We start from the raw sequence: 13,508 nt of genomic DNA on the forward strand, positions 1-13,508 counted from the left end.
AGGAGCACCTGACAGCCGTCTTCGCCCGGTTCGGCGTCCGCAGCCGACGAGAGCTCATCGCCGCGCTCCTCTCCTCGCACCGGCCGAGCCAGGAGGACTGATACGCAGGCCTACGCAGGCCTTCCCGGCGGGGAACTGCTGACGGGGTTCGCGAGACGCGGGCCTCGCAGATCAGCACCAGGCAGGCACCGCCCCGAGCAAAGGCACGCTCGGGGCGACGGCCGTCTGGGACTCCCGCCCTGAGGCCCTCGTCCTCGGTGCACGTGACCGGGTGCGCCCAGCCACGGAGAGACGGCGGGGTGCGGCCAGTGTTCTTCACCGCGGACGCGCCAACTGGGCCCGGATCTCCGTGGCCGTCCTGATCGGCGGCACCGCCGTCGCCGTCACGATGGTGGCGCTCGCAGCCCGCCCCACCCCGGCCGGACAGACCTGAGGCCCCATCGGCCGCCCTCGGCGGATGAGTCGCACGGGGTCGGGCCTGTCCGTCGCGTGACGGCGGCGCGAGGCCGGTGATGCGTCACGCCGGCGTGTCTCCGGCCTTGGTCCGTGTGGCCACCCACAGGGCGATCCGGGTGCGTGACCGCAAGCCAAGCTTGTCGCGCACCTTGTCCAGGTGTGTGGCGACCGTATGGATCGAGAGACCGAGCCGCTCAGCGATCTGACGGTTGGTCAGCCCGGCGGCGACGAGCTCGGCCACCATGAACTCCCTTCCGGTGAGCGTCAAGTGGCCGTCTGCGGCTTCTGCGGCGTACGTCGCCGCGCGGTGGTCGTTGCTTCTCGTACGCAGCGCGTACGCCACAAGCCGATCCGGGGACAGGCGGCGACCGCCGCTGACGGCCGCGTCCCGAGCGGATGTCGGCAGCCGTGTGCTGATACGGGTCACCGTTCGTTCCACCTGGCGTCGCCATGGCGCCTCGGAGACGGTGTCGAGGCGGCGGCGTGCCTGTGCGCTCGCCTCGTACAACAGGAGGGCCCGTCGCGTGTCTCCGCTCTCGGCGGCCACGAGCGCCAGGCCCTCCACGGGGTAGAGGGCGTGAAAACTGGCTTCGGGGACGATCTGCAGCACCTCGCCGAACAGCGCCTCGGCGCTCTCCAGTTGCCCGAGGGCCAGCCGCACGGCGCCCGCCGTGTGCAGAGCGGCCGCGACCTGGTTCCACGGAGCGTGGCTTCTGAGCACGGGCAGGCAGCGGGACATGAGGGTGTCGGCCTCCGGCGCCCCGCCTGCTTGGAGCAGCGCCCAGGCCAGGTGATGGGTGCACCATGCGGTGTCCCTGGGTCTGCCCAGTGTGCCGACGACTTCCAGGCACTCCCGCAGATCGTCCACCGCCGCGTCGAATTCCCCGCGGCACAGCCGCGCCGCGGCCCGCGCGTCCAGGGCGTTGGCAAGTCCGGCGGGGTGAGGGTGCGTGCGCTCCACGGCCACCGCCTGCTCGCCGAGGTGCAGCGCCTGTGCCGGATCGGCCCGCTGGCAGGCCACGCGCGCCGCGAGCGCCGGTACCGCCCCGCCGAGCGTCCTGACGCCGTGTTCCCGCAGCAGTCCCGTCAGTAATGCGCGGGCGGCGGACGGCTGTTCCTGCTCGTAGTGCACGCGAGCCAGTTCCAGTTCCAGCCGTGGACGCGAGACGCCGTCGTGACCGGTGGTGTCGGCCAGAGCCGCCGCGAGGTTGTCCCGTTCCACGGCCAGCGGGCTGCCGGCCTGGTCGGGGAACACCTCCTCGTGGGCCCGGTCCGTCAGTCCGTTCAGCCATACGAGGGCCCGGCGCCTGGTGCTGTGCAACTCGCCGGATGCGAGCAGGCGCTCCAGGGCGTAGGCGCGGATGGTGCTCAGCTGTCTGAATCGCGCGGTCTCCGCCTCTCCCGCCGCGTCTCCCGGGAGACGCGCGATGAGGGACTTGGCCTCGAGGGCGCACAGGATGCCGAGTATCCGCGACGGGGCGACACCCTCGTCGGCGCAGACCGTCCGGGCCGCCGCCGTGTCGAACCCGCCGACGAGGATCGCGAGACGCCGGAAGACGGCCTGTTCGGCCGGATCGAGAAGGCGGTGGCTCCAGTCGATCGCGGCGGCCAGCTCGCTGTGGCGGCCGGGGCCGGTCCTGTGCCCGTCGGACAGCAGCGACAGCTGGGACATCTGGTCGCCCAGTCCTGCCAGGATGTCGCTCGGCGGAAGCGTTCCTGCCCGGCGCGCCGCGAGCTCGACGGCGAGCGTCAGGCCATCCAGTCTGCGGCAGATCTCGGCAACCGTCCGGCCGTTTCCGCGGTGCAGCGTGAACCCTGGTGAACAGCTCGAGGCACGCTCGACGAACAACCGTACGGCGTCCGCCCGCAGCAGGACGTCCGGGTCGTCTCCGGCGTCGGCCGGTGGCAGCGACAGTTCACCGACGCGCAGCACGGTCTCCCCGGGCACCCGCAGGGCCTCCCGGCTGGTGGCCAGGATCCGTAGCCGACGGCAGTGACTCAGCAGGGTCGCGATCAGCCGGGCACACGGCTCGGCCAGGTGCTCGCAGTTGTCCAGGATCAGCAGCTGACGGGTGTCGCCGATCGCATGGACCAGGACGTCGACACCGGATCGTCCGGCCCGTTCACCCACGGCCAGCGCGGTGGCGACGGACGGCGCCAGCGCGACGCCGTCACTCAGCGCGTCGAGTTCGACCAGGTCGACCGGTCCATGGCGGCCGGGCAGACTCCTGGCGAACTCCAGCGCCAACCGCGTCTTGCCGACGCCGCCGGCACCGGTCAACGTCAGGAGCCGTGACGTCCTCAGCAGCGTACGCAGCCGCGACAGCTCCGCCCGCCGACCCACGAAGGAGTCGAGGGCCGGTGGCAGGCCACAACCCTGGGCGGTGGTCCTCGGCGAGCGGGCAGCGCTCTGTGCCGGCGGTGACGCGGCCGTCTGCGCCCGGCCTGAATCCGGGCGTGCCGAGCGTTGCCGGAACGCCCGTTGCCTGCAGGCGCCGGAGCAGTAGCGAGCCGGTCGACCATTGCGGGGACGACCCGTCAGCGGCGCACCGCACGACTCACATGTCATGCTCCGGTCATCCCCGCATCCCGGCCGCCCATGCCCGGATGCGAGGTTCACGTCCCGCATCGACGCACTGGGACACACGACTCCGCGCGGCATGCATGGGCGGCCGACGGCGCAACGGCGGTGGCCGGCACCGTCGTAGCGGACCGGCAACCGCCCGGGCGTCGGCACTGTCAGGGCACGGCGTCGGGATCGATGCCGAGTACAACAGTGCCGGTCACTCCCTTGCCGAGGTCGCTGCCGACCTGCGTGAGCGTCAGCAGGGTCGAGGAGCCGCCGTTGCGGTAGATGCCGTCCCTGGCGTTGAGCGTGCGCGTGGCCGTGTTGTTCCGGTAGGGGGCCAAAGCGGCGACCCTGCTGTTGTACGTCTCCGGGAAGTAGAGCTGACCGGTGTGGGAGACGTGGCCTCCCCGGTACTTGCCGTTGGCGACGCTGCCGCCGACATGCGTCTTCACATGGATGTGGAGGGCACGGCCGACGTACCAGCCGGGATAGATGGTGGTGAATTCGGCGACGCCGCTGGAGTCGGTCAGTTGCACGCCACGCAGGAAGGTCGTGTCGGGGGTGGAACCTCCGGCCACGTAGCCGGAGTAGACGCCGAGAGCGTCGCAGTGCCAGATGTCGACCGCCGTGCCGGGCAGCGCGGAGCAGGTCGCGGTGTCGATCACCTTGACGCGGAGGGTGAGGGGCACGCCGGACTTGCCCTCGGTGATGTCCTTGCGGACCGTCTCCAGGTCCAGGTAGTACGGCCCCTCGGTCTGCTCGGGCGTGAGGACGCAGTCGGCGGCCTGCCGGGCCGGGGCAGCGTCGCTCCGGCTTGCGGCCGAGGCAGCCTGCCCGGACGTGAGCCCCAGGGCAGCCGCTCCGAGGGTCGCACCGCCCAGGGCGGCGATGACGGTTCTGCGGCTCGCGCCGCCGGCCGGCTCGGGTGCGCGCTCGCGTTCTGTGGAATGGGGGCGGGGGGTGTCAGTCATGCTGTGAGAATGGCGCGCGCGGCGGTGCGTGGGATCGATCGGATGACCGGTGAATCGGGTGCGTTACGAAACGCACGGCGCCGACGTCCGCTCTCCCGGCCACACCCGGGTTGCGGAGCCGCAGTGCGGGGTGTTGCCGTAGCGGACTCGCAGGCTGGTCGTCAGCGGGAAGGCAGCCGCCTCCCCGACTCGGCTGCGGCGCCGAAGTAGTCGCCGCCCTTGCGCTTGACGTCGTCCGTGCCCCACGCCTGCTCACCGTTGGAGGCCGTGTCGCCGTTTCCGTTCGCGTTCTGCCGCAGTGGTGCCTTGACCAGGCGAGGTATGTGCTTCGAGCAGTGGATGTAGGCCTCCTCGACCTCCACCTCCACCCACATCTGGGGGCGGCGGCCCGGCACCGGATCGACCGGCAGATGCGGATGCCTCCGGCGCATCGCCTCGTCCGTGACCAGCTGTGCCCGGCCGTTGACGTGCAGGCCGATACGGTCCTGGGAGAAGTCGATCATCAGGATGCCGACGTGCGGGTTCTCCCGGATGTTGCCGAGCGAGGCCATGACTCCGTTCCCGCGGTACTCCGGGTACGCCAGGGTCGTCTCGTCGAGTACCCCGAGGAATCCGGGCGGTCCGGCCCGGAATGTGTTGTCGCACTCGCCGTGGCGGTCCGCCGTGGCGAGGAAGAACATCTCCTGGCGGGCCACGAACTCCTGCATCCGCGGGTTCAGCCGATCCAGTACCTGCTCGTCGTAGAAGCGGTCCGCGCGGTCGAGGGTGTCCAGCTCACGCTGCATCTGGTGTTCGCCGTGGCTTCCGGGCCGGTCCACCCGCTCGTCGTGATCCAACGATCCTCCTGACAGCGATTCCTTCAGGGCACCAGCCGAGGAGCGCCGCGGCCGCGTAGGAGAGCGTAGAGCAGGTCGCTCGCACTGCCCTTCGAGGGGCGGCCGCGGGTCCTGCCAGGAACAGCGCGCCGTAGGCCACTGGGGCCGTGCTCCCGATCTTGTAGAACCTGGGCGCTCGGCGCAGCTGCGACCCACGAGTCCGATTGGAGGGGAAGTGGAGGGGAAAGGGACACACGGTCCTGCGCACCCGGCCCTCGGCCGGCAGTGCGGCCGGCCCGGTGTCGCCGTTGCCTGCATTGTTCGACAGCACCGTCAGCTCGCTCGCGCCTCGCCGGACGGGCGTGTCGATCAGCTCGACGGGTATCCCGGCGATGCCGAACCATCCGACCAGCACAGCCGTCCTCGATGCCCGACACGGCCTCGTCGGCGTCCGCGCAGCACGGGTGAGCGCGCGTCCGAGAGCGGCAGGCCTACGGCGGACGCGACAGAACACCCAGGCAGTGGGCAGGTCCTGGAGGGGGAGGGTCACCCGGTGACGTGGAACTCGTTCCCACCGGCGTCGAGGAACTCGCCGGGTTCCCGGTCGGGTCGGGTGACCTCCAGCCGCAGCCTGTTCCGGGCCTCCTTCGGCGCCGCAGGCGGTCCCATCACCAGCGAGACCGTGCTGGTGGGCCGTCGGCGCAGCCGGACGCCCCAGTCGTGAGACTCGACCGCGTGCCAGTCGGCCTGGGACTGCCAGAAGGCCCGCTGGGCGTAGCGGTCCTCCTCCGTGACGTCGAGGCAGATCGCGACGAGGCCGGAGTCGGCGAGCACTCCGGGGTGCCCGGGGCGCAGCACGCAGAACTCGTTGCCCTCCGGATCGGCCAGCACGTCCCACGGGACGTCCCCTTGGCCGATGTCGACTCGCGTCGCACCGAGTGTGCGCAGGCGCGCCACCTCGGCCTCCCAGTCCGGCCCCCCGGCCAGGTCGAGGTGCAGTCGGTTCTTGCGCGCCGTCTTCGGCTGCGCGGTCGGTACGAATCGCAACTGCAGGCCGCCCGTTCGCCCCCGCGTCGCGTCCGACCAGAAGCGGTCCATGCGCGCCACGTCCAGCGCGTCGATCACGATCCCCGTCAGCATCCCAACCCCCGGAAATAGGCGTCGAACCTGTCGCCGTCTCATTCTCGCCGTCGCCGTCGCCCTCGCCCTCGCCTTCAGCGCGGCGCCCATGTCGGGAACATGCTGCCGCCCGGGGCAGCGGCGCAGTAATGATCGGGCTGTTCCTGATCGTCGAGTCCCGCACCGCCACCCGCTGATGCCGCTGCGCCTGTTCCGCAATCGCAGCCTGGTCGCCGCGATGGGCATCACCTTCGTCTTCATGGGCACCTTCGGCGCCCAGTACTGCTTCTTCACCGTGTACCTGCAGAACGTGCGTGGCTACGGCGCCCTGGCCACCGGTCTGGCGTTCCTGCCCGCGGCGCTGGTGGGCATGGTCGGCACCAAGCTGAGCGAGAAGCTGCTCGGCAAGGTCGGTCCCCGCGCGACGATCGTCACCGGTCTGCTCGTGGGCGCCACCGGCATGGCCGTCCTGGCGCTGGGGATGTCCCCGAACGGTGGCTACCCGGCCCTGCTGCCCGGCGTGATCCTGCTCAGCCTCGGCCAGGGCATCGCCTGGACCGCGATGTTCGCCGCGGCCACCAGCGGCGTCGACGCCCGCCACCAGGGCATCGCCTCGGCCATGGCTTCCACCACTCAGCAGATCGGCTCTGCCGTCGGCCTGGCGATCCTGGTCGCCGTCGCCAACAGCGGCGTCGAGGCCACGACCGGCCCGGGCCTCGTTCCCGGCCTGCGCACCGCGGGATTCACCGCCGGCGCCCTCACCCTCCTCGGTGTCGCCGTCGCCCTGACCCTGCGCCGACCCGGCACCACCCCTCCGCCTCCCACCACGACGCAGACCCCGCAGAAGACGGACACCGGCATCCCCGCCTGAGCCAAGGACGTCCCCGATCGCCCCGCTCTCCGCGAGGGCGATCGGGCTCGGCGTCGTGCCGATCGGTGTCGGCTCGGCGTGCAGCCGATGTATGCGTGTTGCCCGGCCCGGCGGTGGTGCGCACCCATGGCTGCGCGGACTCCTCGAGTGCGCCTGGGCGTACGGCGATCCACAACAGCGCCTCGGTGTGGGCGCCCAGGAGCGCGAGGTCGAGCTCGGTCACGAGGCGCAGCACCTGGCCGCGTAGGAGTGCGTTGTTCTGCTTCACCCCAAACTCAACAGCCCCCGAGGAACCGCTGGTTCGCCCGGCCGTGTTCCTCGCCGGCGCGGTCTCGGGCCTGCTGTGAACTGCGCGGCACGCCGCAGCATTCGCCGCGGCCGGTTCCTTCTTGCGGGGAAGCGATATGTGGTACTGCTTTCGAGCCGGATTTGTTGCTGTCTGTGCGGCGTTGGGGCCGGGACCGGATGGTCGCGGGTCCGGGCTCGCCTGACGGCGGATACGTGGAGGCCGTGATGTCGGAACCTGTGGGCGAGGACCAGGCCCCGCGTAGCACATTCATGTTGATCTTTCGTGGGGGTGCTGTCTCGCGGCCGGACCTGTCGCCGTCCGAGCTTCAGGCTCACGTCGAGAAGTGGTATCGCTGGTCGGAGAAGCTGGCTGGAGAGGGCAGGCGCAACACCGGAATCGAGCTCGGTGGTCCGGGGGCCACAGTTCACGGTCGCGACCTGGTCACCGACGGTCCGTACGCCGAGTCGAAGGATCTGGTGACCGGCAGCATGATCTTCGAGGCGGCCTCGCTGGAAGACGCCATCGAGGTCGCGCGCGGGTGCCCGACGTACGAGTTCGGCGGGTCCGTCGAGGTGCGGCCGGCCCACAATCATCGGGTCTGACACTCGTGGCCGTAGACCCCGATCCGCTCCCACCTGCGGAGCTGGTGGAGGACCTGTTCCGCAGGGAGTACGCACACCTGGTCAGCGCCCTGGTCCGGGTCCTGGGCCCGTCGAACATCCCGCTCGCCGAGGACGTCGTCCAGGACGCGCTGGTGAGCGCCATGCAGGCGTGGCGCTTCGGGCTGCCGCGGGACCCCAAGGCGTGGATCATCCGGGCAGCCCACAACCGGGCGATCGACATCATCCGCCGGGAACAGCGGCGCCGCTCGTTCCTGCCCGAACTGGCCACGACAACGGCGCTGACCGACACCATCGAGGCGGCCCTGGCTCCGGCTGCCGAGGCAAGCAGCCAGCTGGCGATGATGTTCGCTGTGTGTGATCCCGGCCTGAGCCGCGAGACGCAAGTCACCCTGGTCCTGCGGTGGCTGTGTGGTCTGTCGCCCAAGGAGATCGGTCAAGCGTTCCTGGTGGACACCCAGACCATCGACCGGCGCCTGCATCGCGGTCGCGGACGCCTGCGTACGCTGGGCCGGTTGCCCGACGTGGACGACCTGCCCGACCTCGACGTCCGGCGGGGCTCGGTCCTGCGGTCGCTGTATCTGCTGTTCAACGAGGGCTATCACGGCAGCAACCCGCAGGACCCGGTACGTCCCTTTCTGTGCGACGACGCGCTGCAACTCACCGAGTTGCTGCTGCAGGCCAGGACGACCGCGCATCCGGACGCGCACGCCCTGGCCGCCTTGTTCTGCTTCGGCACCGCCCGTCTGTCCACCCGCATGGACGAGCTGGGTGTCTTCGTACCCCTGGAGGACCAGGACCGGCGCCGCTGGGATCGCGCGCGTATCGAGCGCGGCTTGATCCATCTCGCCCACGCGGCCACCGGGGACCACATGTCCCGTTGGCATCTGGAGGCCGGCATCGCCTGCGAGCACGCGATCGCGCCTTCGGTCCAGGAGACGAACTGGGACCGGATCATCGGCTTCTACCAGGTCCTCGCCGAACAGTCCCCAAGCCCCGTGGTGGCACTCAACCGTGCGCTGGCCGTGGCCGAACGGGACGGCGTCGACGAGGGCCGCCGCGAGCTGCTCGCCCTGGCGCAAGAGCCCAAGCTGGCTCGCTACCCCTTCTACTGGGCGGCCCGTGCCGACCTGGAACGGCGGGCCGGCCGCCACGCCCCGGCCCGGGAGCACTATGAGCACGCGATCGCGCTGTCCCGCAGCGCCGCCGAGCGCGCGGCCTTCGAGCGACGGATCGAAAGCCTGAAAATCTCCTAGGGGTGTGTCCGGTTTCGGCGGCCGCCGTTCGTCCTCCTCCTGAGATCGCCCGATCAGACCAGGAGAGACCGATGCCAGAGCCGTCAAACGACCTCGTCAAGGACCCCTGCACAGAAGGACCTCCGCCCGCGACGGGACGCCGACACCTCGAACGCAGGGCGGCAGTCGCGACCGCGGTGGACCCCGGCAACCACTTCGGCGGCGGCAAGGCCGCGCCATCGGGCCATGTGCACCGGTGGCGGGCGTTCTCGCTGCTGGCCGTGGCGTACTTCATGACGGCCGTCGACATGCTGATCGTCAACGTCGCGCTGCCGACCATCGGCCGCAAGCTGCACTTCGCGCCGGCGGACCTGCAGTGGGTGGTGACCGCGTACGCCCTCACCTTCGGCGGGTTCCTGCTGCTGGGCGGGCGCGCCGCCGACCTGCTCGGGCGCAGGCGCGTGTTCACAGCCGGGCTTGCGTTGTTCACCGCGGCCTCGCTGGCCTGCGCACTGGCCGGCAACAGCATCTTCCTGATCGTCATGCGGGGCGTCCAGGGCCTGGGCGCCGCCCTGGTGCTGCCCGCCGCGCTGTCGATCGTGATGAACATGTTCACCGAGGGCGCCGAGCGCAACAAGGCACTCGGCCTGTGGGGCGCCATCGGCGCCAGCGGCGCGACCGTCGGCGTGCTGGCCGGTGGTGCCCTCACGCGGTACGCCGGCTGGCCGTACATCTTCTACCTGAACGTGATCGTCAGCGGGGCCGCGTTGCTGCTGACCCGGCGTGTGCTGCCGGAAAGCAGGTTGCGGGGCACACACCGCCGCTACGACCTGCTGGGCGCCGTCACGGTGACCGCAGCACTGACGATCATGGTGTACGCGATCTCGCAGGCGCCGACCGCCGGGTGGACAGCCACCCGGACCCTGACCCTGCTCGCCCTGTCGACGGTCCTGCTGGCCGCGTTCGTGGCCGTCGAGGCCCGGGCGCAGGCGCCGCTGCTGCCGCTGCGGTTGTTCCGGCTGAGCACCCTCGCCGGGTCCAACGCCGTCGGATTCCTGCTCGGCGCCGGCTTCTACGGATACATCTTCATCGGAACCCTCTACATGCAGCAGGTACTCGGCTACTCCGCGATGAACACCGGCCTCGCCTGGCTCACCGTCGGCCTGACGGGAGTGGTGCTCGCCGGGCCGGCGCAGATGCTCGTCACCCGCACCTCCATCAGGCTGGTGATGGCGACCGGACTGACCCTGACCGGCGCCGGGATCCTGTGGGCGACCCAGGCGCCCGCCCACGGCGGCTTCTGGGCGAGCCTGGCCGGCCCCTTCTTCCTCACCGGCACCGTCACCTGGATCTTCATCCCGGTATCGATCGGAGCCCTGGTCGGCGTCACCGAACGGGACGCAGGCATCGCCTCCGGCCTCATCGACTCGTCCCAGCAACTCGGCGGCGCCATCGGGATCGCCATCGCCTCCACGGTGGCGGCCACCCGCACCCGCGACCTCCACACCCAGGGCCACGCCCTCACCGACGCGCTCACCGGCGGATTCCACACCGCCCTCTGGGTCTGCAGCCTCGTCATCATGGCCGCCGTTCCCATCGCCTTTCTCCTCATCCGGCGCACCGACATCACCCAGGCCGCCACGCTCTCGCCAGGTCACGTTCCCGACCCGCCCCCGCCGACTGACCGTCGCGGCCTTCGCTGAGGCAGCGGTACGCCCTCATCCACCCAAGTCAGGAGAGCCACCATGCGCAAACTCATCGAATCGACACTGGTCACGCTGGACGGCGTCATCGAAGCCCCGGAACGCTGGTCCCTCTTCGACGCCGAGTCCTCGGCGTACTCGCTCGAACAACTCGGCAACTACGAGGCGTTCGTCATGGGCCGGACGACCTACGAGACCTTCTACGCCAACTGGGGCCACGTCACCGGCAGCCCCTACATCGACCGCATCAACGCCATGCCCAAGTACGTGGCGTCTCGATCACTGACCGAGACGACATGGAACGCCACCCTGCTGGGTCCCGACCCGTCCGGCACGATCGCGAAGCTGAAGAGTGAGCCCGGCAAGGACCTCATCAAATACGGCACCACTCGTTTCGACGACGCCCTCATCCGACACCACCTGATCGACGAGTTCCGCTTCTGGTACATGCCCGTCGTGGCGGGCTCAGGGCAACGGCTCTTCGAACACGTGGACACCAAGGGACTGCACCTCAGCCTCACCGGCGAGAAACGACTGCAGAACGGGTCTGTCATCCTCACCTACGTGCCTCGCTGAGCTCACGAGGCTGCACATCACCGATCGACGTACGGGTCCACGCCCACTTGGTGTGGAGCGCGGACCCGACCTACCTGTCCGCCGTGTCGGGGGGTGCTCAGCGAAGGCGTACCGGGAGGGAGCGGTGGCCGTTGGAGATGAAGGAGTCCACCGGCTCCAACTCGTCCGGCTCCACCGCGAGTTGCAGATCGGGGAAACGCTCGAAGAGCGCCGGCAGCGCGATCCGTGCCTCCAGCCGCCCCAGCGGGGCGCCCAGGCAGAAGTGCACGCCGTAGCCGAAGGCCAGGTGCTCCTTGTCGACGCGGGTGACATCGAAGCGGTCCGCGTCGTCGCCGTACTTGCCGGGGTGGCGTCCGGCTGCGGCGTACGCGGCCAGGATGGCCTCGCCCTTGCCGATCACGACTTCTGCGGGACCGCCGAACTCGCTCATCGGCAGATCCTCCACGGCGTACCGCAGCGGCAGGCTGGCGACCGGTGCCTCGACGCGCAGCGTCTCCTCGATCACGTCGTCCCAGGAAGCGTGGCCGCTGCGGACGAGTGCGAGTTGGTCGGGGTGGGTGAGCAGTGCGTGAATGGCGTTGTCGATGAGGTTGACCGTGGTCTCGTGGCCCGCGCTGACCATGAGCATCAGGGTGTCGAGGAGTTCCTGCTCGCTGAGGCGGGTGCCGCCCTCGTCGTCCCGCGACGCGATGAGGGCGGACGTCAGGTCGTCGCCGGGTGACTCCCTTTTGGAGGCGACGAGCTTGGCGAGCGCCGCGTAGAACCGCGTGTAGATGTCGGTGACCTCCTCCGGCGTGGCGGAGGTGTGGAAGACGCCGTCCACGACGGCCCGTAACTCTGCACCCTGGTCCTCGGGCAGGCCGAACAGTTCGCTGATGACCTGGATCGGCAACGGGTAGCACAACCCCTCGCGCAGATCGACGACCCGCCCGTCCTGTCCGGCCTGCTCGACCCGGTCCAGCAGGTTCTTGGTGATCTCTTCGACACGGGGCTGGAGCGCGGCGGTGCGGCGAGCGGTGAAGGCCTTGGAGACCAGGGCGCGCAGGCGTTTGTGCTCGCCGCCGTACGCGGTGAACATGTTCTGCACCGCGACCCATGTGAACAGCGGCCATTCCGGGGCGACTTCGCCGTTGATCCAGCGGGTCCAGTGGCGGCGTGCGTCCTTGGAGACGCGTGGGTCGGTCAGCAGGCGCTTGAGCAGATCGGGGGAGCTGACGGCCCATGCCGCAACCCCGTCGGGGAGTTCGACCGAGGTCACCGGTCCACGCTCGCGGATACGGGCGGCTTCGCCGTGGATGTCACGACCGGCCGGGTCGATGACTAAGGGGTCGGGATGCCCCATCGCAGCCTCACAGAGTCTCGAACGTCGATACGAAGCGTTACGCTACTTCGCCGTAGCGTCGTCGGGCGAGCCCTCCAAGGCGGCCGTCCGGGCCCGCGCGGTCAACCTGCCGGGCGGGCAGAACCTGGGGCGCGGGCGCCGGGCCGTGGCCAAGGGCAGGCAGGGGGCAGGCGGTGGTCTCCCCTTTCGCCGGCCCCCGGCACCCTTTCCTGTCCCTGCCACGGTGCCACCTTCGCCCCGACCGGCGAGTCGCTCACCCACCCCAAGTCGGTACGTCCGCTATCCCGGCTGCCCCGGATCGCAGTGCGCGAGACCCGCGGGCCACATCCATGCCCTGGCTAGGCTGGTATCTGATCACGGTTACCGACGAGGGGGTCCGAGGTTATGAGCGGGACAGTGACGGCGGTCAGCAGCAACGGGGACTACTCGTTCACCAAGCCGAACCGGGACAGCGTCAGATTGCTCGCCGGGCTCGGTGTGGAGGGAGACGTGCACGCCGGTGTGACGGTCAAGCACCGCTCGCGCGTCGCGCAGGATCCCACCCAGCCGAATCTGCGGCAGGTCCACCTCATCCATGAAGAACTCTTCGCCGAGGTCGGTGAAGAGGGCTTCAAGGTGGCGCCCGGCGAACTCGGCGAGAACATCACCACGCGGGGCATCGATCTGCTCGGCCTGCCGGTCGGCACGTTGCTGCACATCGGCGCCTCCGCGGTCCTGGAAGTCACCGGCCTCCGCAACCCCTGCCTGCAGATCGACAACTTCCAGGACGGGCTGCTGAAGCGGGTCGTCGGCCGTGACGAGGCGGGGAACATCGTGCGCAAGGCCGGAATCATGAGCATCGTGAGGGAAGGCGGCGTGGTGTTCCCTGGAGACACGATCGACACGGAACTTCCCAGCGGTCCGCACCGCCCCCTGGACCGGGTCTGACCGTCCTGCGCAGGC

14 protein-coding genes are annotated in these 13,508 nt (G+C 70.2%); 8 read left to right on the top strand and 6 right to left on the bottom strand.

The genetic code is table 11. The features are described 5' to 3' along the window. Positions 1 to 271 precede the first annotated feature (271 nt). Positions 272 to 433 carry a hypothetical protein gene (locus ACFY1E_RS31315; protein ID WP_389081676.1) on the top strand — a complete coding sequence of 54 codons (162 nt, stop codon included), beginning with the start codon at positions 272 to 274 and terminating at the stop codon, positions 431 to 433. A gap of 84 nt (positions 434 to 517) precedes the next feature. Here ACFY1E_RS31315 and ACFY1E_RS31320 read toward each other — a convergent pair whose 3' ends face one another. The 5 genes from ACFY1E_RS31320 to ACFY1E_RS31340 all read right to left on the bottom strand — a co-directional run bounded on the left by ACFY1E_RS31320 (position 518) and on the right by ACFY1E_RS31340 (position 5,951). Next, entirely contained in the window at positions 518 to 3,025 is a 2,508-nt protein-coding gene (locus ACFY1E_RS31320) for an ATP-binding protein (protein ID WP_389081678.1), read from the bottom strand. A gap of 170 nt (positions 3,026 to 3,195) precedes the next feature. Further along, a complete protein-coding gene (locus ACFY1E_RS31325; RefSeq protein ID WP_389081681.1) occupies positions 3,196 to 3,996 on the bottom strand; it encodes an intradiol ring-cleavage dioxygenase in 801 nt (266 codons plus the stop codon). Between the two features lie 161 nt (positions 3,997 to 4,157). After that, complete coding sequence (locus ACFY1E_RS31330; protein WP_389081683.1) at positions 4,158 to 4,832, bottom strand: pyridoxamine 5'-phosphate oxidase family protein; 675 nt, start codon at positions 4,830 to 4,832, stop codon at positions 4,158 to 4,160. After that, entirely contained in the window at positions 4,771 to 5,361 is a 591-nt protein-coding gene (locus ACFY1E_RS31335) for a CoA-transferase (RefSeq protein ID WP_389081685.1), read from the bottom strand. Before ACFY1E_RS31335 ends, ACFY1E_RS31330 begins: the two co-directional genes overlap by 62 nt. Continuing rightward, positions 5,358 to 5,951, bottom strand: coding sequence for a VOC family protein (locus tag ACFY1E_RS31340; protein ID WP_389081687.1), 594 nt, complete (start codon positions 5,949 to 5,951; stop codon positions 5,358 to 5,360). The genes ACFY1E_RS31335 and ACFY1E_RS31340 overlap by 4 nt, the downstream gene beginning before the upstream one ends. A gap of 88 nt (positions 5,952 to 6,039) precedes the next feature. Here ACFY1E_RS31340 and ACFY1E_RS31345 point away from each other — a divergent pair, with 88 nt between their 5' ends. From ACFY1E_RS31345 to ACFY1E_RS31370, 6 genes are all read left to right on the top strand, one after another. Further along, the gene (locus ACFY1E_RS31345; RefSeq protein ID WP_389081689.1) at positions 6,040 to 6,801 is read left to right on the top strand and encodes an MFS transporter; all 762 of its coding nucleotides are present in this window, start codon (positions 6,040 to 6,042) and stop codon (positions 6,799 to 6,801) included. Positions 6,802 to 6,892: 91 nt separating this feature from the next. After that, complete coding sequence (locus tag ACFY1E_RS31350) at positions 6,893 to 7,048, top strand: hypothetical protein (RefSeq protein WP_389081692.1); 156 nt, start codon at positions 6,893 to 6,895, stop codon at positions 7,046 to 7,048. A 254-nt stretch (positions 7,049 to 7,302) separates the two neighbouring features. Then, positions 7,303 to 7,692, top strand: coding sequence for a YciI family protein (locus ACFY1E_RS31355; RefSeq protein WP_389081694.1), 390 nt, complete (start codon positions 7,303 to 7,305; stop codon positions 7,690 to 7,692). Between the two features lie 5 nt (positions 7,693 to 7,697). Beyond that, positions 7,698 to 8,966 (top strand): RNA polymerase sigma factor, encoded by a 1,269-nt coding sequence (locus tag ACFY1E_RS31360; protein WP_389081697.1) that lies wholly within the window; start codon positions 7,698 to 7,700, stop codon positions 8,964 to 8,966. Positions 8,967 to 9,037: 71 nt separating this feature from the next. Next, a complete protein-coding gene (locus tag ACFY1E_RS31365) occupies positions 9,038 to 10,648 on the top strand; it encodes an MFS transporter (RefSeq protein ID WP_389081699.1) in 1,611 nt (536 codons plus the stop codon). A 42-nt stretch (positions 10,649 to 10,690) separates the two neighbouring features. Further along, positions 10,691 to 11,224, top strand: a complete 534-nt coding sequence (locus tag ACFY1E_RS31370) for a dihydrofolate reductase family protein (protein ID WP_389081702.1) — start codon at positions 10,691 to 10,693, stop codon at positions 11,222 to 11,224. 97 nt (positions 11,225 to 11,321) lie between these two features. Here ACFY1E_RS31370 and ACFY1E_RS31375 read toward each other — a convergent pair whose 3' ends face one another. Then, positions 11,322 to 12,566, bottom strand: coding sequence for a cytochrome P450 (locus ACFY1E_RS31375; RefSeq protein WP_389081704.1), 1,245 nt, complete (start codon positions 12,564 to 12,566; stop codon positions 11,322 to 11,324). Between the two features lie 384 nt (positions 12,567 to 12,950). On the opposite strand from ACFY1E_RS31375, the gene ACFY1E_RS31380 reads away from it, so the two are divergent. Further along, positions 12,951 to 13,493, top strand: coding sequence for an MOSC domain-containing protein (locus ACFY1E_RS31380; protein WP_389081707.1), 543 nt, complete (start codon positions 12,951 to 12,953; stop codon positions 13,491 to 13,493). Positions 13,494 to 13,508 lie beyond the last annotated feature (15 nt).

It is taken from the genome of Streptomyces sp. NPDC001604, assembly GCF_042893475.1.
Classification (GTDB): Bacteria; Actinomycetota; Actinomycetes; order Streptomycetales; family Streptomycetaceae; genus Streptomyces.

Bases quoted from the DNA above. Each gene is read 5' to 3' on its own strand.
- ACFY1E_RS31320 (WP_389081678.1), bottom strand. From the start codon at position 3,025: ATGACATGTGAGTCGTGCGGTGCGCCGCTGACGGGTCGTCCCCGCAAT.
- ACFY1E_RS31325 (WP_389081681.1), bottom strand. From the start codon at position 3,996: ATGACTGACACCCCCCGCCCCCATTCCACAGAACGCGAGCGCGCACCC.
- ACFY1E_RS31340 (WP_389081687.1), bottom strand. From the start codon at position 5,951: ATGCTGACGGGGATCGTGATCGACGCGCTGGACGTGGCGCGCATGGAC.
- ACFY1E_RS31345 (WP_389081689.1), top strand. From the start codon at position 6,040: ATGTCGGGAACATGCTGCCGCCCGGGGCAGCGGCGCAGTAATGATCGG.
- ACFY1E_RS31350 (WP_389081692.1), top strand. From the start codon at position 6,893: ATGCGTGTTGCCCGGCCCGGCGGTGGTGCGCACCCATGGCTGCGCGGA.
- ACFY1E_RS31365 (WP_389081699.1), top strand. From the start codon at position 9,038: ATGCCAGAGCCGTCAAACGACCTCGTCAAGGACCCCTGCACAGAAGGA.
- ACFY1E_RS31370 (WP_389081702.1), top strand. From the start codon at position 10,691: ATGCGCAAACTCATCGAATCGACACTGGTCACGCTGGACGGCGTCATC.
- ACFY1E_RS31375 (WP_389081704.1), bottom strand. From the start codon at position 12,566: ATGGGGCATCCCGACCCCTTAGTCATCGACCCGGCCGGTCGTGACATC.
- ACFY1E_RS31380 (WP_389081707.1), top strand. From the start codon at position 12,951: ATGAGCGGGACAGTGACGGCGGTCAGCAGCAACGGGGACTACTCGTTC.